Source organism: Streptomyces mauvecolor (genome assembly GCF_039532965.1).
Classification (GTDB): Bacteria; Actinomycetota; Actinomycetes; order Streptomycetales; family Streptomycetaceae; genus Streptomyces; species Streptomyces violascens.
In genome coordinates, this window is sequence record NZ_BAAASQ010000039.1 from 29,366 (window position 1) to 48,499 (window position 19,134).

Annotated in this window: 15 protein-coding genes and 1 pseudogene; 11 read left to right on the plus strand and 5 right to left on the minus strand. The window is 67.9% G+C overall.

Annotation, left to right across the window (positions count from 1 at the left end; translation table 11 throughout):
• Window positions 1-1,311 precede the first annotated feature (1,311 nt).
• The 11 genes and pseudogenes from ABD346_RS34550 (at window position 1,312) to ABD346_RS34595 (ending at window position 14,309) form a co-directional block, all read left to right on the plus strand.
• Complete coding sequence (locus ABD346_RS34550) at window positions 1,312-6,213, plus strand: FG-GAP-like repeat-containing protein (protein ID WP_344380270.1); 4,902 nt, start codon at window positions 1,312-1,314, stop codon at window positions 6,211-6,213.
• A 16-nt stretch (window positions 6,214-6,229) separates the two neighbouring features.
• A pseudogene (locus ABD346_RS38705) lies at window positions 6,230-6,364 on the plus strand (RHS repeat-associated core domain-containing protein); the annotation flags it as partial.
• Window positions 6,365-6,472: 108 nt separating this feature from the next.
• The gene (locus ABD346_RS34555) at window positions 6,473-7,159 is read left to right on the plus strand and encodes a hypothetical protein (protein ID WP_344380271.1); all 687 of its coding nucleotides are present in this window, start codon (window positions 6,473-6,475) and stop codon (window positions 7,157-7,159) included.
• 22 nt (window positions 7,160-7,181) lie between these two features.
• Window positions 7,182-7,613 (plus strand): hypothetical protein, encoded by a 432-nt coding sequence (locus ABD346_RS34560; RefSeq protein ID WP_344380272.1) that lies wholly within the window; start codon window positions 7,182-7,184, stop codon window positions 7,611-7,613.
• Between the two features lie 641 nt (window positions 7,614-8,254).
• Window positions 8,255-8,482, plus strand: a complete 228-nt coding sequence (locus ABD346_RS34565; RefSeq protein ID WP_344380273.1) for a DUF4287 domain-containing protein — start codon at window positions 8,255-8,257, stop codon at window positions 8,480-8,482.
• 319 nt (window positions 8,483-8,801) lie between these two features.
• Window positions 8,802-9,137, plus strand: a complete 336-nt coding sequence (locus tag ABD346_RS34570) for a hypothetical protein (RefSeq protein WP_344380274.1) — start codon at window positions 8,802-8,804, stop codon at window positions 9,135-9,137.
• Window positions 9,138-9,156: 19 nt separating this feature from the next.
• Window positions 9,157-9,468: a pore-forming ESAT-6 family protein gene (locus ABD346_RS34575; RefSeq protein ID WP_344380275.1), complete on the plus strand. Its 312-nt coding sequence runs from the start codon at window positions 9,157-9,159 to the stop codon at window positions 9,466-9,468.
• 52 nt (window positions 9,469-9,520) lie between these two features.
• On the plus strand, window positions 9,521-9,910 hold the full coding sequence (locus tag ABD346_RS34580; RefSeq protein WP_344380276.1) for a DUF6507 family protein: 390 nt from the start codon (window positions 9,521-9,523) through the stop codon (window positions 9,908-9,910).
• Between the two features lie 3 nt (window positions 9,911-9,913).
• Window positions 9,914-12,052 carry an EndoU domain-containing protein gene (locus tag ABD346_RS34585; RefSeq protein ID WP_344380277.1) on the plus strand — a complete coding sequence of 713 codons (2,139 nt, stop codon included), beginning with the start codon at window positions 9,914-9,916 and terminating at the stop codon, window positions 12,050-12,052.
• A 20-nt stretch (window positions 12,053-12,072) separates the two neighbouring features.
• Window positions 12,073-12,492 carry a hypothetical protein gene (locus ABD346_RS34590; RefSeq protein WP_344380278.1) on the plus strand — a complete coding sequence of 140 codons (420 nt, stop codon included), beginning with the start codon at window positions 12,073-12,075 and terminating at the stop codon, window positions 12,490-12,492.
• Window positions 12,493-12,887: 395 nt separating this feature from the next.
• Window positions 12,888-14,309 (plus strand): DUF6177 family protein, encoded by a 1,422-nt coding sequence (locus tag ABD346_RS34595; protein WP_344380279.1) that lies wholly within the window; start codon window positions 12,888-12,890, stop codon window positions 14,307-14,309.
• A gap of 121 nt (window positions 14,310-14,430) precedes the next feature.
• On the opposite strand, the gene ABD346_RS34600 is transcribed toward ABD346_RS34595, so the two are convergent.
• From ABD346_RS34600 to ABD346_RS34620, 5 genes are all read right to left on the minus strand, one after another.
• The gene (locus ABD346_RS34600) at window positions 14,431-14,916 is read right to left on the minus strand and encodes a hypothetical protein (RefSeq protein ID WP_344380280.1); all 486 of its coding nucleotides are present in this window, start codon (window positions 14,914-14,916) and stop codon (window positions 14,431-14,433) included.
• Between the two features lie 109 nt (window positions 14,917-15,025).
• Entirely contained in the window at window positions 15,026-15,373 is a 348-nt protein-coding gene (locus tag ABD346_RS34605; RefSeq protein ID WP_344380281.1) for a hypothetical protein, read from the minus strand.
• An 88-nt stretch (window positions 15,374-15,461) separates the two neighbouring features.
• A complete protein-coding gene (locus tag ABD346_RS34610) occupies window positions 15,462-15,926 on the minus strand; it encodes a hypothetical protein (protein ID WP_344380282.1) in 465 nt (154 codons plus the stop codon).
• Window positions 15,927-16,001: 75 nt separating this feature from the next.
• A complete protein-coding gene (locus tag ABD346_RS34615) occupies window positions 16,002-17,822 on the minus strand; it encodes a VWA domain-containing protein (protein ID WP_344380283.1) in 1,821 nt (606 codons plus the stop codon).
• 77 nt (window positions 17,823-17,899) lie between these two features.
• The gene (locus tag ABD346_RS34620; RefSeq protein WP_381226422.1) at window positions 17,900-18,979 is read right to left on the minus strand and encodes an AAA family ATPase; all 1,080 of its coding nucleotides are present in this window, start codon (window positions 18,977-18,979) and stop codon (window positions 17,900-17,902) included.
• Window positions 18,980-19,134: the final 155 nt, after the last annotated feature.

Sequence of the window (19,134 nt, forward strand, 5' to 3'; positions counted from 1 at the left end):
GGGTTGACCGCCGCATCGCCCCCAGCACAGCGCGATTTGCTGCGCAGCATCTCCTCGGCGCGGACCGAGAGAGTCCGATTACAAGGAGCAGTGCAAGATCCCCCCGGATGTTCGCGAAGCCTACATACGATCTCGCAGGACCTGAAGCACCATCTGCACGACGCCCCTCCGCAACCAGGCAGCGGAGAGGCACTCTTTTGCAGATCGAGATGGGTTGACCCAGAACATGGGACCGGACTGCCAGGTACTTAAGCTGCTGCCCGGGACCACCAGGGTTTCCAACCTGGTTCCTGTGACGCGACTTTGAGGTTGCAGCTCCGAATCACTGACAGCCACCGCGGCGTCGACGACGCAACATCTCTTTTCACAACATCCTCGGGCCGCCCGTTCCGAGGCGGCTTGAGGATGTTGCGGTCAGGTGTCGTCGCCGAAGCCGCAGGTGTCGGGGTGGTCGGGGTCGTGGGCAATAGTGCCGGGGATAGGACCGTCGCAGCGCAGACTGGGCCGGCGACGAGGTAGGTACCGAGGTTGGCGCGGCCGCGGATCTCCTCGACCGGCACCGTTCCTCCGCATTCGAGGCAGAGGCCGAGGCGTTCGAGCGCTTCGTCCTCGCAGCTCGGCATCTGTCGCACTCGCGGCGGCGGGCCAAGCCCTGCCCTGGGGCAACATTCGCTCGGGCAAAAGCCACGCAAGGTGACTGGCAGGTTCACGCCATTTTCATTGTGCGGCACTCCGCCGTCATTTGTTTGGCCAGGGGCTATGCAACCCATCGTCGCAGTCTTAACAATCGCTTTCAGACAACCCGCCAGTCACAGGTTCCTCCATGGTCCCATCAGTCATAGGTTCCCTGGGTTACACCGTTCACAACTTCATCACGGGGGATCCGAAGTGCGCACACGCACACAGAGATTCGTTGTAACGGCCCTGACGCTAGCTCTGATCGCCGTCGCTGGCGTAACTCCGACGTGGGCGCTTCCGGGAAGAGTCGCCACCCTAACTGCGCCCTCAGTGGCACAGCCGAGGACAGCGGCTGGTCTTCCGAAACCGCCGAGGGCGATGACCCTTGCTGAACGACGCAGTCAAGTAGCAGGCCACCAGGGCCTGGTGTCGCCCATGCGCGGCTACGTCCAGCCGAGGCCGGTCAAGCCAGGACTGATTGCGCAACCCCGCCCTGTCCCTCATGCGGACAAGGGAGCCAAGGGGCCGGCTGCGCAACTGGCGAGCGGGGGCGGCACCCTGGCACCGCAGACTCCTACCGCGACGCCCGACCCGGCGTGGGTGTCGGCATACGCGACGGCCTATCCGGGATACATGTCGATCGGGGGGAACCTTCAGTTCGGCTCCGGAACGGCGGCCTCGTACTCCGGTATGTGGCTGTACGTCATCGACTCCGCGGGCAACTTCGTTGTCCAGCAGGAGATCAAGCGGGCCACCAGTGACCCGACGGGGAAATACCTGGAGACGGGCGCCTGGTGCTACGGCTGGTGGCCGGCCAACTCCTACCCGGCCAACCAGTGCTTTTGGTGGACGTCGAACAAGCCCGGCGGCGCGCTGCAGGACGGCAAGAAGTATTACGCGTGGATCTTCCTGGAAGGCAGCGACGGCACCAACAGTCCGAACGGCACTACCTCGCCGTACGTGACCGCTTTCTACACCCCGGACATCCCGGGAGTGGAAGCCGGCATCTGCACGTGCTACGCGCAGTCGCACCGTGCGGACCCCGTGAACACCGCAACAGGCACGTACTTTGAGAAGGCCACCGACGCACGTCTGGTCGGTGCGGGCAAGCCGCTGTCACTCGAGCGCTATTACCGCTCGGACTCGACAGCCGTGGGTCTCACGGGGCGGGGCTGGACGACTCCGTTCGACTCCAAACTGACGCTCGGCTCGAATACCGCCACGCTGCTCACCGCGGACGGTTCGCAGATCGTCTTCGCGAAGCAGAGCGACGGCACGTACGCGGCGCCGCCGGGCACATTCCTGAAGCTGGCTGCGTCCGGGGACACCTACACCGTCACCGACCAGGACCATGCGGCGAGCGTCTTCGCCAGCGACGGGCAGTTGAAGGCGCTGAATGATGCCAGTGGTCACGGTCTGACTGTGTCGTATGTATCGGGGCGCCTGTCCTCGGTAACCGATGCCGCAGGACGCTCTACCGGCTTCACGGTGGGTTCGGACGGGCTGCTCAGCAAGGTCACGCTGCCGGATGGCACGACGGTCGGATATGGGTACGCCTCCGGGCTGCTGACCTCTGCGACGGACCCGGCGGGCAAGACCACGTCGTACGGGTACGACGCGGCGCAACGGCTCACCACGGTCGCCGACCCGACCGGCGGAAAGATCGTCAACAGCTACGACGCCAATGGCCGGGTGAACAGCCAGACCGATGCGAACGGCAAGACGACCGCCTTCTCCTGGGACGGCGTCCGTACCTCGAACACGACCAGCGCCGATGGCGGGGTGTGGTCGGACGTCTACGCCGGCAACGTGCTGCTGCAGAGCATCGACCCTTACGGCAATCAGGTCTCCTACGACTACGACCGGTCGCTGCACCCGGTGGACATCACCGATCAGCGCGGTAACACCACGACGATGACCTACGACAGCGCGGGGAACATGCTCACCCGCATGGCGCCGTCATCCGTGGGCATCAGCGAGAGCTGGACGTACGACCCGGCCGGCAATGTCACCACCCACACCGACAGCCGCGGCAACACCAGCGCATACACCTACAACTCCGCCAACCAGGCCGCCACTGCAACCGACCCGGCGGGCGGAAAGGTGAGTTACACCTACACCTCACTCGGTGCGCTCGATTCGGTCACCACGCCGCGAGGCGAGAAGACGACATACCAGTACGACGCGGCCGGCAACCGGACATCGGTCACCACGCCGGCGGGTGAGAAGACGACCTTCACCTATGACAGCACTGGGCACGTTCTGTCCAAGACCGATCCGCGCGGGAACCTCTCCGGTGCCGACTCGGGGGCCTACACCACGACCTATGTCTACGACGCGCGCGGACTGCTGTCGTCAGTGACCGACCCGCTGAGGCATGTGACCAGTTACGACTATGACGACGCCGGGCTGCTCACCTCCGTCAAGAACGCTGCCGGCCAGACCACTTCATTCACCTACGATCCTGCCGGGAACGTCCTGACCACTACGGATCCTGCAGGCAAGGTCGTCACCCGCACCTACGACGCGGCGGGCAACCTCACCTCGGTCACCGATCCGCTCGGCAATGCCACAACGAATACCTACGACAAGAACAGGCATCTGCTCAACACGGTCTCACCGCGTGGCAACGCCGCAGGTGCCAACAAGGCTGCCTACACCACCAGTTATGCCTACGACGCCAGCGGCAATCAGACGCAGGTCACCGATCCGACCGGAGCGGTGACCAAGACCGCCTTCGACGCCCTGAACCGCGTCGTGTCAGTAACCGATCCGCTCGGCCGCGTCACGAAGACCACTTACAACGGCAACGACAACGTCGCCACCACCACCGACCCGCTCGGCAAGGTGACGACATACACCTACGACGCGGTCAACCGGCAGACATCGGTAAGGGACCCGCTAGGCAAGGTGACGTCGTACGGATACGACACGGACGGCAACCGCACCAGCCAGACGTCACCGCTCGGATTCGTCACCTCCTGGACATTCGACGCCGACCGACGACTGCGAACCGAGGTCGACCCCCGCGGCAACGCAGCCGGCACAGATCCCGCCGAATACACCACGACGTACGGCTACGACGCGGTCGGCAACCGGACCGAGGTCACCGATCCGCTCGGCAAGAAGACGATCACCGCCTACGACGCAGCCAACCACGCCACGTCGGTAACCGATCCGCTGGGCCGGGTCACGAAAACCGCCTATGACGAATTGGGGAGGATCTCGAAGGCGACCGGGGCGGACGGGGCCGCGACCACCTACTCCTACAACGCCGTCGGCACCCTGGCGACCCGCAAGGACCCCAACGGGCACACCACGACATACGACTACGACGACGCCGGGCGCCAGACGAGCATTACTGACCCGCTGGGCCGCAAGAGCTCATTCGGGTACGACGCGGACGGCAACACCACCACCGTGACCAATGCCCGCGGCGTCATCGCCACGACCGCCTTCGACGCGCGGAACCTGCCGTCGGGGACGACCTACAGCGACAACACCCCAGCTCTCGGCTTCAGCTACGACGCGGCCCGGCAGCGCAAGACGGTCACCGACCGGACCGGTACACGGACGTTCGGGTACGACCTGGGTGGTCACCTCACGTCGGTGACCCCGTCGGCGGGCAAGGGGGCCTTCGCCTACACCTATGACGACGACGGGCGGATGACCTCCCGCGCCCAGGATTACACCGCCGGCGCCGCGCTGGACTGGTCAGGCACCGTCCAGACGGTCTCGGCGGATCTGAACAGGGACGGGATCACCGATGTGGTCCGTACCGACGGAAGTGACGGCATTCGCAGCTTCCTCGGCCGCCAGGACGGCACGTTCACCACGGGCAGCGCACTGACCGGCACCGGGACCGGCTTCCAGCAAGTGCTGCCGGTCGACTTCAACGCCGACGGCAAGACCGACCTGCTGGCCATCGACAAGTCCACCGGCCACCTCTACCGCTACAACGGCGACGGGTCCGGCAACTTCGCCGCACCTGCCGACCTCGGAGGCGGCTGGGGCGCGATGACCCTCACTGCCGGTGATTTCAACGGCGACGGCAAAACCGACTTCCTCGCCATCGACGCGTCCGCCAACCACATGTACTTCTACCCCGGCCAGGGGGACGGCACCTTAGGCACCCGCACCGACCTCGGCGTCGGCTGGGCCACCTACCGGCTGGTCGCTCTGGACTTCAACGGCGACGGCAAGCTCGATGTCCTGGCCATCAACTCCGCCGACGGACACCTCTACTCCTACCCCGGCAGAGGCGACGGCACCCTCGGCACCCGCACCGATCTCGGCGCCGGCTGGGGCAGCATGTATCTCACCTCCGGCGACTTCAACGGTGACGGTAAGACCGACTTCCTCGCCCGCAACACTGCCAGCAACCAACTCCGCTTCTACCCGGCCAACGGCGCGGGAGGCTTCGGCACCTACATCCTCCAGGCCGACGACTGGAGCTCCTACGGCCAGCCGCAGAAGGGCACTTACGACGCCGGCACCACCCAGGACATCGTCGCAGCCGACACCTCGGGCCATCTGCGCCTGTGGCGCGGCGACGGCGCGGGCCACCTCGGCGGCGCCGCCATCGCCACCGCTCCGGCCTCGGGGCAGAAGACGACGTACGGCTACGACGACGACTCCCGCCAGACCTCCCAGGACAGCCCGGCCGGAAGCCTCGCCTATGCCTACGACCCGGCCGGCAACTTCACATCGACCGCCCTGCCCGCCGCGAACGGGTACACGGAGAAACGGTCCTACGACCGCGCCGGGCGCCTCACCTCCATCGGCAGCATCAAAGGCAGCACCACCCTGGCGAACCGGCAGCTCACCCTCGACGACGCCGGCCAGCCCACCCGCGTAGACACCACCCGGCTCGGCAAACCCACCTCGTACGACTACTACACCTACGACAGCACCGGCCGGCTCCTGACCGACTGCAACTCCGCCACCGCGGCCGCCCAGTGCCCCGACACCACAGCCGGCACCACCTACACCTATGACGGTGTCGGCAACCGCCTCACCGCGACCACGGGCGGCACCAACACCGCATACACCTACGATGCGGCCGATCAGCTGGCCACGACCACTACCGGCACCACCACCCGCAACTACAGCTATGACAGGGACGGCAACCAGACCGGCGACGGCACCAACACCTTCGCCTACGACGCCACCAACCACCTCGTCTCACTCACCACGCCCAACGCGACGTACGCCTATGGCTACGACGCCGGCGGCAACCGCACCACCGCATCCAAGACCGGCAGCGGCCCGCAGCGCACCACCGTGTGGGATCCCAACAACGACCTCCCGCAAGCAGCCGCCGACTACAACAGCAACGGCACCCTGACAGCCACCTACCAGTACAACCCGCTGGACCAGATCCAGTCCCAGACCGCCCCCCAGCGGCGCGGCGTACTTCCATCACCACGATCAGCTCGGCTCGGTCACCGGCCTCACCGACGCGGCCGGCAACGCTCAGTCGAGCTGGACCTACACCGCCTACGGCCAACTCACCCAGACCGACACCACCACTAATCCGCCCGCCAACCCCTTCACTTACACCGGCCAGTACACCGAACCCACCACCCCGACTGCGGGCTACAACCTCCGCGCGCGGAACTACGACCCCACGACCGGCCGCTTCACCACCACCGACCCCATCCAGCTGCGCCAAGCCGAGCCCTACACCTCCGCCTATGCCTATACCGGTGACCGGCCGACCTACGCCGTCGACCCCTCGGGCCAGAGCTGGTGGGATCCCATCAGCGGACCTCTCAAAGATTTCGCCACCGGATTGAAGCAGGGCTTCGCACTGCCCTTCACCCTCATTGGCGACCTCGCCGACGCCGTCTCCGGCCGCAACGGAGGCGCGGGAGCCTTCCTCGACAAATACTTCCCCATCCGCCCCGCTTACCAGCTCTACCGAGCCTCCTTCATGTTCTTCGAGCAGGGATGCAAGGAACTCTCCGACCTCTACTCCAAGGCAGGCGACCAACTCGCCCAGCAGATCCTCCTCGTCGGCCTCGGCGGTCTGTCCGGATGGATGCGCGGCGCCACCGGAGCGGCAGGCATCGCAGACGAAGAAGCCGGAGCAGCTGCCGCTGCCAGTGTGGACAGCGCCGCCGCCGGCATGGCCGATACCAGTAGGCCGGTGGCGCTCCTCGGGCGTGTCGACGACATCGACGACTACATCGCCGCAAACCCTGCAGAAAAGCTCGACCGCCTCAGCGTCCAAGGCAATATGGCTAAAGGTAAGAAAGGCGTCGGAAGCTGGAACTGGACCCGCAACAAGCGCTACATCGACGACGCTCTCGCCAACGGGGAACTACGCCTGGTGACCAACCCCGACGACCTGAGCTGGCGGTGGGAGGCTGGGGCAGCTGGGAACGGATTCCAACGAGAGCTGAAGTACCTTCAGGACAAGGGGTACACGTGGCTGCCCGTCCACAACTACTGGCTCGTCGTGCGAGCCAGACCCTGACCAACACAGAACGGAGGCAGCGGTGGCAAAAACAGGCAAAGGCAGCGTCCCCGATGAGTTCGAACCAGCAGCCCGCAGCACGTTCGCATTTTTGACGGACGAGCTCGGCTTCGACAGACCCCTGCTGTCGGTGGACGTCCAGCGCACCCTGACCTACACCCGCGGGCAGCAGAAGATCCAGGTGCGTTACAACCTCTGGGCAAACAGCCTGATCACCTACGTAACCAGCGTCTGGGAAGGAACCCAATACCGGACATCACTAGCAGATCTGGTGGTCGCAGCGGGGCTGGGGCATCGCAGTACTCTGACCGTTTCCGCGAACAATCTCCGCATCATGGGTAAATCGCTAGAGTCGCAGGCGCACTACCTGCGCCTACTGGCGCCAGTACTCCAAGAGCCGGCGGAAGCCGCTGAACTCATGCGCAGGGCCGATGCCAGACAGTGGCCTGCGTGAGACTGTTTCAGACAGCGGTCCGCCTGGCCGCGGGCGGAAGCTGATAATCGCGTAGAGGCGGAACCAGATCCCCTTCGTCCGGACCGCAAAGCTTGGTGATGACCCAGGTCAGCACCAAGCACGGGCCCATGGCCCACAGTTAAGGGACGGTCTCGGCCGGGTACTCTGCCTGGCGACAGTCGCCGTTCTGCCCGGCCGCGTCGAGAATGGGATACATGGTTCGCTCAGAGCGCCAGCCCCGTCCGGCATCCAGTTCACACGCCCAGACCTGTGTGGGCGGCAAGTCGGCGCACTCGGAAGAGTTCGACAGAGCCAGGACCTCGGCTCGTTCAGCCTGCGAGAGCATCGCCGAGGCGGGCGACGGCGCGCGGCTCCTTTTCCTTGACCGCGGCCGGGTCCAACCGCCGGTAGCGCGTCGCCCTCGAACGGCCGCCATCGGCACGCGGCCGTGATCCCAAGCTCTGTCGAGGCACCGGTGAACGCTTCATTGACGCCTCGGCAGCGTGTCAGCGCTCTCTCAGAGAGCAGCTCCAAGAGCCCGCTGGCTCTTCCCATGACCTCCAGTGCCGCGTGGCGCCGGGCCAGTTCCTTCGAGACTGCCAGAAAGCGGCGTTGTCAGTGGCGGGTGCCAGACTGCAGGCATGACTGACACCGCGAAGGGTCCCGCCAGCTATTTTCCGTCGATCGAGAAGAAGTACGGCCGCTCGATAGCCGAGTGGAAGGACCTCATCCGTACCTCGCCGTTGACCAAGCACATGGAGCTGGTCGCCTGGCTCAAGAGCGAACACGGCCTGGGGCACGGCCACGCCAACGCCCTCGTCGCCCACACTCTCGCGGAGGCCAGCTCCGTATGTGGCGAAGGTAGATGACGGCGCTGAGAGCGGTTGGCTGGTCCGCCAAGGCGCGCATGCCGGATGAGCGGCGGCGAGCCGCGTCCCTGCCGCTTAGGCCGCTGGAAGATCAGCGCGTTGTAGAAGAGGTGGTCACAATGACCACCAGCCTTGGGCGCCACGTTCGCGAGCCCAGTACAGGGGCGTGGCTTGACTTCGCGGGCTTGGCGCGGAACCGCGTTGCGTTTGCAACGTCCGTTCGATAGAAATTGACCTGCCCGGTGGGGCGTATGAGGCGCAGGGGGCAGTACGTGGAAGCCCGGAGCCCGCTGGAGATGACGATGACGGGGGTGTGTGCGTGAAGTTCGACATGGGGTCCACGACGCTGTCCGATCTGGGGAAGAGCACCGAGGGTTCGAGTGGTGATCTGGGGGCGTTGATCCGGCAGTTGATTGCTGCGGCGGATCCGTTGGAGGGGAAGTTCAACGGGGCGGGGAAGGCCGCGTTCGACTCGTTCAAGAACCATGCGGACGAGATCACGAATGATCTGAACGGGTCGCTGCAGGACATTCTGGGTGGTCAGTCCGGGATGGACACGGCGTTCGGTACGGGTGATCACGAGCAGGAGTCCAACGCCCACCAGAACATGTCGGCGGCCAATTTCGACGCGGCCCGCTTCGGCGGACGCCACTAAGCACGGGGGAGAGACAGACATGGGTCAGAATCTGGACCGGCTCAGCTACGACACCGGCGCCTCCACCAAGGTCCAGGGCGGGCTCGCCGGGATCGTCGGGCACCTGGAGCGTGTCCTGAACGACCGCGACCGCGCCGTGAAGGCCGCCATGGCCGAGTTCACCGCCGACGGCGTCTCCGACGAGTACCACGGCAAGGAGCTGCGCTGGAACAAGGCGGCGAATGAGGTCCGCGAGATCATCCGCCTGGTGCGCGGCACGCTGGAGTTGAACGACGGCACCGCCCAGTCCACGCTGTCCAAGGCGAAGGCCGCCGTCGACGCCATCGGCTGACCACAGCACAGCAGTAGTTGATTCACGGGGATGCAGGGAACGGGGATTTGGTATGTCAGGGTGGGACGTCTCGCAGTCCGGGGTGGAGTCGGTGACTTCGCTGGTCGGGGTGGCGATGGACGATGTGGCCAAGTCCGTCACGTCGTACGGGACGAACGTGACCAGCGCCGCGGGTTCCGCCGGCACGATCAGCGGCACCTACTGCGGGGTGAAACCGATCGGGCCGATCGGGGCGGCGCTGGAACTGTTCGTGGAGAAGACCGCGGGCGATGTGCTGTTCCTCGGGGCCCGCGCGGCCAAGTCCGTGAACGGCGCGCGCCAGGCCACCGCGTACTACGTCGTCGGGAACCTTGAGATGGCGGCGAACGCCGAGCACACGGCGCTGTCCGCGCCAGAGGTCAAGCTGCCCACGCCGGGCGGTCCGCAGGACGGGAAGAAGTAGCACATGATCGAACCGTCCGGCATACCCCAGTTCCTCGGCAACCTGGACCAGTTGGACAAGGACATCTCCGCGCTGCGCACGGATGCCACGGGCATCCGCAACGGCGGCAAGGACGTGCACTCCCGCTTCCAGGCCCTGGCCGGTGTGTACAAAGCGCCCGAGGCCGAGCAGCTCCTGAGCACCACGCGGCCGGTGATGGACAAGGCTGAGACCTTCGCCCAGAACCTGGAGACGGTGGCCGACGCACTGGAGACGTTCTCCGTCGAGGCCCGTCCGCTCGCCAAGCAGCTGGCCCAGCTCAAGAGCGATGCCCTCACGTTCGTCGACAGCGTCGACGGCAAACATGACTGGACGTACGACGAGGACAAGGTCAACCGGCACCAAGAGCTCATGGACGGTGTGAGCGCCGCCGAGAGCGCCTTCAGGGACGCCGAGAACCGGGCCGCGAGCAAGATCTCGGCGATCGTCGGCGGCCCGAAGTTCGCGTACGACGACGGCAGCCACACCTCCAACGCCCAGACGGTGATGTACGGCTACTCCCCCGACAGCCTTCAGCACGCCGAGAAACTGCCCTGGGGCACACCCGAATCCGAGTCCCACCACCTCTGGGAGATCGACTACTTCGCCAAGAACTACGTCTGGGACGGCTTCCTCGCCGGCGGCGCCGGAGACATGTTCGAGGGTCTGGGTCACCTGTTCGGCATCGGTGGCTCCGCCAGTGAAGCCTGGGGCGGCATCAAGGACGCCGTCACCGGCATCGGCCTGTACACCGCGGCGCCGTACGACTGGGTGATGGACCACACCATCGGCCCGGCCGACCCGGATCCCGACGAGGAGCACGCCAAGGCGGCCACCCGTGAATTCTTCAAAGGGTTTGTCGCCTGGGACGACTGGAAGGACAACCCCAGCAAGGCTGCAGGCATCGTCACTTTCAACTTCGGCACCGGCATCGTCGGCGGGGTGCTGCGGGGAGCGGGCAAGGCGGGCGAGGCCGGCGAGGCCGCTTCCAAGGCGAGCCGAGCGGCCACGGCCGCAGCCAACCTCATCACCTACCTCGATCCCGTCGCGGCCGGCCTGAAGGTAGGCGGTATGGCGGTCAGCAAGATGCCCAGCGTCGCCGAACTCGCCTCCCGCATCCGCATCGGCTCCGGCGCGGACCACATCCACAGCGTCTGGGAGCTCAACGACGGTTCCAAAGTCGTCATCAAAGACGGCGAATTCATTCCGTACGGCAAAGACGGCAAGCCGATCACCCAGGCGGCGCCGTCGGACGTGGACGCGCACCAGCCGATTACGTCGGATACCCGGTCCGGTGTGCCCGAACGCCATCCCGTCGGGGTCGGCTCGCGCACGCCTGAAGCCAGTGCGCACGCTGGGGAACACCTGCCCCCGCAGGCCACTCACCCTGCGCCAAGCGGCGGCGCCGGCAGCGGTGCGGGTTCGCACACGCCTTCCGGTGGCGGCGGCCACGGCAACATCCCGGGAACGGGCGCCGGCGGCCACGGCTCGTCCGGCAGCAGTGGCCACGGCACCGGTCCGCACGACCCCGCAGGTCACGGTTCCGGTCACGGTGGCGACCCCCATCGCCACTCGCCCCAGGACCCCGCCGACCCCGGCACGGGTCAGCCGACCACGGGTTCGGGTCATGGCGGGGACACGTCCACCCCCCATCAGGATCCGCCGAAGGTGGAAGAGCTTCCTCGGTTGCCGAAGGGCGGTCGTATCCCTGAGCACACCTTCGACCACGTGCTGCAGGGCGAGCTCAAGTATGATCGCAATGGCAACCCCAAGGTGTCCGGATATCATTTCCGACCCGGTGGCCGTGACCTCGACCCTCACATGGTGAAGGTCCCGAAGATCATCGAGATCGATCACAAGACCGGACTGACCACGGGCAATGTGTGGAGGCGTGATCCGCGCACCGGGTTGATGGTGATGAAGCGGGCCAAGTCGACCTTCTTTCCCAAGGGTTGGACAGAGAAGCAGGTCAGGCGCGCCATGGAAAAGGCCTTCGAGAACGGCCGGGTGGTCAACCCCGTCAAGAACAGGTGGCGTGGAGAATGGAAGGGCATCACGTTTGAAGGCTATTTCGACCCGATCACGGGTGATGCGAAAACCATTTACCCGATCATGCCGGAGTAGGAATGAAGGAGAACAGAGCAGTGATCCGCACGCAGTACTACGTTAAGGACGCGTTCGGGGTGCCGGAGTTCTCCGGGCCTGACGAGCTGAGCACCCTGGGAGAGTGGGTGGCGGCCGACATCCAGCTCTCGCCGCTGTCCGTCCTGGAGGCGATCGACCTGGTGGCCGAGGCCAAGGCCAACCCGGGCTTCGCGCCGGAGGATCTGGACGGAAACGCGCACACTGTCACCATCAGCCCGCAGGGCGTGAGGGTGGAGAACTTCTTCGTCGAGCACGTTCAGGGTGAATACACCCTCGACGACGCGTTCCGCGTGCTGGTCGACTTCTGGGACTACTGCTGCCTGGCTATTCCCGAAAAGGTCGACGCGCGCCGACGCCAGTACGCCGAGGAGAACGGGCACGACCCGCTGGCCGGAATCCGTGACTTCCTCGCGGCATGACGCCCCCCTGAGCCGCCCGCGCCGGTCGCGACTACGGGTGGCTCAGCGGTTACGGAAGATCATCGAGATCGATCAGAGGACCACGGCCCCGGCGTACTCGTAGTTGGTTGCGGTTTCGGCGTCGGGTGGCTTCACGGTGCAGTCCTGGCCTTCATTGTCACCTTCTGCGCGGCAACTCCTTCGAGCGCTGCAGGAACCGTGTTATCCGAGATGCTGCGCAGTATCGTCAGCACCGCCCTCCTCGTGATCGGCGACAGCGCCGACGGCCAGGTCCTGGTTGGCCTCTACGCGCCCCGCTGGCCGGGCGATGACCCCCCTCATCCGCTGTTGACGCCGGCGCCAACAGCTCACCCAGGCCCTCCAACCACGCAGCGCCACCGACGGAAGAAGCAGTCGTGACCAAGGACGTCATCGCCCTCACCCCGACCATGCCCGACCCGTCCACCGTGCTCGCGGGCCTGTACGCGGGCGGTCCCGATCTGCGCGTCAACACCCTCGCCGACGGGGCGGTCCTCCAGCTCTGCACCACCGACGGAACCCCCCTCGTCTCCGTCGAAACCCCGCACCTGGTCCATCACCCGCACGAGGCCCGCCGTCTACTCGGCGACCAAGTGTCACTGCCGGAGGGCCCGTTCTGGTGGACGGAGGCCCGTGCGACCACCGCCGTCCCCGAGGGCGAGCGCCTCGCCGCGTCCTTCGCCGGACGCTTGACCACCGTGCTGGGCGGCATTGTCTGGCCACCCCATGTCGCCCTCACCGACGTCGTCCCCACCACCGGCCTCACCCCGTCCACACCACTCGGCAGCCTCCCGCCGGCCGTAGACATCCAGACCGACCACGCCTCCGTCATCCTCCAGGACCGCCCGGTCATTGCCCTGACCACCTGGCTCTCGGATGCTCTGAGCACCGCGGCAGCCAGCGGACGGGCCCTGCAACTCGTCACCCCTCCATCTTGCCGCCTCACCCAGCCCGCCCGCGCCGCACTCGCCGCCCACCCCAACCGCTGGATCATCCAGCACCCCGAACACGGCTACTACGACGGCCTCTCTGGTTTCCAACTCCGGTGGCACAACGGCGCCTTCGCGCCCGCACTCGACGAAAGCGGCAATGCCTGCATCGCCGAGCCCTTCAAGTCCGACCAGGACGCCGCAGCTGCCCCCGGCGAACAGCAACTGCTGCTCTCCCTACGCACCATCCAACCCGCTACCGAAGGCCTGCTCCTGGGCGGCGCCATCGAGGCCGCCTGGCAACACCTGACCGGGACCCGCCCCGCCGGCTGGGGCACCGCCGAACCTGTCAACCTCCCCTGGTCCAGACGGCAGTTGACCGATCTCGCCCGCACCCGCGCCCAGAAGTCCGCACCCACCTGGCTCACCACCATCGGTGACCCGGAACACCCAGCCATCGCCACCACGCGAGTCCGGCACACCCCCGCAGGCATCGAGGAACACATCGCCGTTGCCCTCGGCTACGCCCCCGGCAGCACCCCACCCCTGGCCGCACTCCCCGAATTGGCCCTCCTGCTCACCACCCGGCACAATCTGGCCACCATGCTCACCACACTGCGCACCGGCCGCCGTGACCTGACCGTCCCCTCACACTTCGAGGCCCTGCCCGTGCCGGTGTCCTTCACGCTCGGCTCCGACGCCGTACGTCAGACCGGCCTCGCCCACGCTGAAGCACCCTCCCCGCAACTGACACCGGCCCGGCTCGGCCCCACCACCGCCCCCGCACTCCACTACACCCTCGGCGACGGAACGGGCCCCGAGTCATGGCCCGTCCTCCAGCAGCTGATCAAGCATTTGAAGAGGGCATAGACCGGGCAGCGACCGGGGCGCTCCCCGTTGGGTTCTCAGGGCACAGGTCGGGGCGCGCGGGCGCTACGGGTTAAATGGACTCCTCTTCCTCGCGCGGCGGTGAGGGAAGACGTATGGCGTTTCACTGCCGTCCTGCGCAGCCGGCATGCCCGCAGCCGCCGCAGCAGCCTCCGCTGTTGCATCCGCAAGGGCAGGGCCCTGTGATGCGGTGCCGGGCCGGGAACCGCCCATGTGGTGGGGCGTCGAGCAATGGAGCACCTTCGGGGCAGGGTGCGGTGTGCCGGGCGGCGGCGGTGAGCAGTCCGGTGCGGGCGGGGCGGGGCAGTTGGTCGAGGGCATCGAGGTAGTACTCCAGATGCGGATCCCGCTTTTGGAGGGGGATGTGGGTGCAGGCCACCAGCTGTGCGGCGGCTTCCGTCACCGCCTGGGCCAGGCCGTGCAGATCAAGGTCCAGGCAGCCGTCGGCGCGTAGTTGGTCGGCCGCGCGGGTCAACAGCTGGGCGAAGCTGGGTGATTCCTGTTCTCCGGCGGCGTCGAGGAGGTCGTGCGCCCGGTTGAGGATGTGGTGGGCGGCGTCCGGGTGGTGGGGCTGGGTGATGTCGGGCATGGGCGGAGTTCCTTCCTGGTGGCGCGGGTCGGTCCGGTGCCTCGTACAGGTTCGGCAGCTGGTACGGGCGGGGCCCTTCGCCGGGCCCCGCATGGTCAACGGCGTCCGGTTACGGGTGCGGCGTGGTGTGGTCGGCGGCGGTCTTCACCAAAGCGAGCAGTTCGGGCTGAGGCAGGCTGCGGCCAAGTTCATCCAAGCGGCGTGGCAGGTCGTCGTCGAAGGGTCGGCTCAGCTGGTCAGGCGTGGCCAGGTTGAGCAGGCAGGCAGCGGCTGCGTCGGCGGCATGGCCCAGTGAAGGCGGGTGTGGGACGAGCTGGTCGGTCTCACTGAGCTCGATAAGGAGCCGGGCGAGTTGCTCGTGCAGCCCTACTGCGGGTGGCTCGGGTGCGGCTGCAACGAGACGGGTGCAGAGCGTGGCGAGCAGCAGGTGGACTGCGTGGCTGTAGTGGTGGTCCATGGTCATTGCTCCTGATTCGAGTGCGCATTGGGATGGGGGTGTGAGCCGTCCGCCTGGAGGCGGGCAGACGGCCCGAGGGTGTTGTGGGTCAGGCGGTTTCGCCGAAGCGGCAGGTGTTTGTGTGGCCGGGGTCGTGGGCGAAGGTTTCGGGGATGGGGACGTTGCCGCGCAGGGTGGGGCCGGTGGCGAGGTGGGTGCCGAGGTCGGCGAGGTGGCGGATCTCTGCAACGGGTACGGTTCCGGCGCATTCGGGGCAGGGGCCGAGGAGTTCGAACGGCTCGTCGTCGTAGATGGGGTGGCGGGCGAGGAAGACAAACTTTTCGGCGGTGTCGGGGCAGGTGGCGGTGGCCAGGACGGGCTCGCCGGGGGTGGTGCGCCGTCGCAGCCAGTCCGGCTGGGTGGTGATCTGGTCGAGTCCGAGGCCGAGGGCGGCGCCCAGGCGGATGGCGGTGCGGGCGTGTTCTTCGCCCCGGTAGGGGCCGTGCTGGCTGATGGCGGTGCGGCGGCGGATGTACACGGCGGCGGCGTGGGCGCGTTCAGCGAGCGATGCCATAGGAATCGGTCTCCTTCACTCCAAGAGGTGTGTGCGGGGTGCCGCCCCGAGATCGGGAGCCGGGGCGGCGAGGGATCACGGGCGGTTGGTGGTGGCCAGGGCGGCGATGGCGGCCTGGCCGATCGCGGTGGCGGCCTGGGCGGGGTCGGCGAGTTCGAGGAGCGCCGTGCCGGGCAGGGGGTGTGGGTCGGGGGCGAAGGCGAGCCACAGCACCGCGCACCCGTCCGCGCGCAGGGGGGTGATGCGCTGGCTTGCCCGGGCAGCTTCGTCGGGGCGGTAGTAGCCGTCCGAGGCGATCACCAGCAGGCGGCCCGCCCCCGGCCGGTCCAGACCGAGCGCGCTGGTCAGGGCGTCGATGGCCTCGGCGAGGCTGTGGCCCCCGCCCCTGGCATCGAACTGGGTAACGCGCGCGGGTGCGCGGCCGGGTGTGGTGATGGCGGTCACCGACCGGTCATAGGCCACAGTGGCGCTGCGCGAGTCGGGGTCGGTGAGCGCGGTGGCTTGGGCCATGATCCAGGCCGCCGAGGCGACGGGGGCTGCGGCGATGTCCATGGAGCCGGAGACGTCCACCGCGATCCCCACGCGCAGCGGCGGTGCGGCGTTGGGCCGGTAGGTGGTACGGGTCCACGGGGTGGCGGTCAGGGTCGCGCCTGCGGCGAGCTGCGCCTCCCGGGCCAGGGCCTGACGCATGTTCAGACGTCCGGGCGGAGCCGCCGAGGCGGTCACGGTCGGGGTGCGTTCGCGGTAGGCAGCGGCCCGGAGCGCGCGGGCCAACTGCCCGGCCGCTGCCTTCTCCGCCGGGGTGGGCGGCCGGGTCCCGGACACCGGGGAACGGCGGCGCCCCGGGACCGCCTTGCCCGGGGTGTAGGGGCGGCTGCCCGGTGCGAAGACCTTCTCAGCCAGCCGCGCGGCCTGGCGTTGCCAGGCTGCGCGGGCTGCCCTGGCCTCGGCCCGCGCCGCGCGGGCGGCATCCACCCGGGCCTGCGCAGCGTTTTGCGCGGCCTCGTTCGTCCGCACCCGGCCCAGGACCGCACCGATCGCCGTGGCCAACCCGCCGGTGTGCTCACCGGGTTGGGAGTCGGGGGCAGGTTCGAGGGCTGCCGGGTTTGCGCTGAGCGCCTGGCACCAGGCCTCGGCGTGGTTGAGCATGGCCTGCCCGTCGGTGTCGCCGGTGGTGTGGGCGGCGGTCCAGATCGCGGTGAGGGTGGCCAGGAGGTCGGGGCCGAGGATCTGGGTGACGCTGTCGTGGACGGGTTCGGTTTCGTCGGGGTCGAGGATTCCGGCGTCCCGGCGGGCGAGGATCAGAGCGGCTACCGTGGCCGCCTGCCAGCGGTCGCTGACACCCTTCGCGGTGCAGTCGGCCAGGATCAGGGTGTGGGCGGCACTGCGCAGAAAGCGGCGATCGCCCGGGCGGCGGTTGAGGTGGGCGTGCTCGGCGCGGGATTCCTCCAGCAACTGGGCCGCCGCGTCCAGGGCCGTGCCACGCAGCTCGGGTGGGGTGGTCCAGCGGCTGTGGGCAGCGTGCGCAGCCTCGTGGGTGAAGGCACCCCAGGCCACCGGATAGTTCTCCTCGTCGCCCGGCTGGGAAGGATCGATGGTGTGCGGGCGCAGGGGGGCGAAGAGCGCCCGGTCGATCTCCAGGCGGGCCAGGGCCGGGTAGAAGGCGGCCGGGGCGCCGGAGCGGGTGGTCTGCTCGCAGGTGACGAGGACGTCCTCGCGGTCGGCGAGTTCGGGCAGCCGGTCGGTCAGGGCGGCGGCGATCCGCAGCCAGTGCCCGGCCTGCGGGCCGGGAGGCGGCTCGTAGATAGGGCCGCCGTCGTCCTCCCAGCGGGCGTGGGCCCATTCGGCCTCGGTCAGGGCGGGCGGGGCATGCTGGACGTGGGCGTGTGCAGGCATGGCGGATCAAGTCCCTTCCAAGGGGTGGCGGGTGGGGGTGCTGGCTGGTTGGCGGCAGGCGCCGGGTGCGTGGGAGATCAGAGTTGGCGGCCCAGCGCCAGGGCGGTGACGGGGCGGCCGAGGGCTTTGGTGACGATCTCGGTGACCGTGTCGCGGTCCTCCAGGGGCGCGATGCCGACCAGGTTGGCGAAGGCCGTCTCGGCCCCGAGGACATCGGCGATCTTCTGGAAGGCGATCAGTTCGCGTAGTTGCGGGGCCCAGCCGACCTCGCCCGCGAGCTGGCTGGTGGCGAGGTGGCGGGCGATCCGCACCGCCGTCCGGTTGATCTTCAAGGCGGCGGCCAGGTCGTAGTCGGAGCCCACCTGGATCTGCACCGAGAACCGGGACGCGAGGGCCTCGGTGAGGACCGCGCCGTGGACGCCGGGGTTGTGCCCGGCGATCACATAGAACCCGTCGGCGGCAGTGATCGCCTCGCCTTTGTGGGCCTTGACCTGGATCTGCCTGCGGCCGTCCATCGCCGGGTACAGGGCGGCCAGCACCTTCGGGGCGATCAGCGTGGCATCGTCCAGAAGCAGGGCCTTGCCCTCCTGCATGGCGGTGACCAGCGGGCCGTAGATGAACTCGTAGCCCCCGTGTCGGTCCTGGGTGTACTCGCCTACGAGGTCGCCGACCGTGGTGTCACCGTCACCGGCGACCGTGATCAGGTCCGGGAAGGCCGCCTCGATCAGCGAGGTCTTGCCCGTGCCCGGCGGCCCGTACAGCAACACCGCCACCTGCGCCTCGCGCAGCCGCCGCAGCGCCTCCACATCCGGTAGCTGGGCCAGCGACCTGGGGTGATACTGCTGCCCGTTCGGCCGGGTGACCGGCCCCGGCCTCCCGCCCGTCGGCGCAGCCGCCTGTCCCTGCGGGGCGGCCGATCGCTGCGCCGGAGGCGTCGGAGTTTTACTCGTCGGCGGCGATGCGGCGCGCTGTGCTGCGGCGGCGGTCATCGAAGTCGCCCGGTACATACGCGGGTTGGAGCCGACCCGCTCCGCCTCCCCCCGGCACGCCAGCGTCTCGCACGCGTTGCCGACCGCCCCACCCGAATGCCCCAGCATCCTTGCCAGCTCCGTGACACTGAACTGCACCGTCACGTTCGCCACCAACAGCCCAGCCACCCTCGCGCGCAGCTCCCCCGGGCGGGCCTTGCCACCCGCCCCGGGCGGCGAACCGGCAGGCACCGTCGGGGAGTTCGCCGCGCTGGAGCCGGATGGCGGCGGTACGGAGCTGGGAGGCGAGGAGGCGGGCGGGGCGTTACTGGTCATCGCGCAGC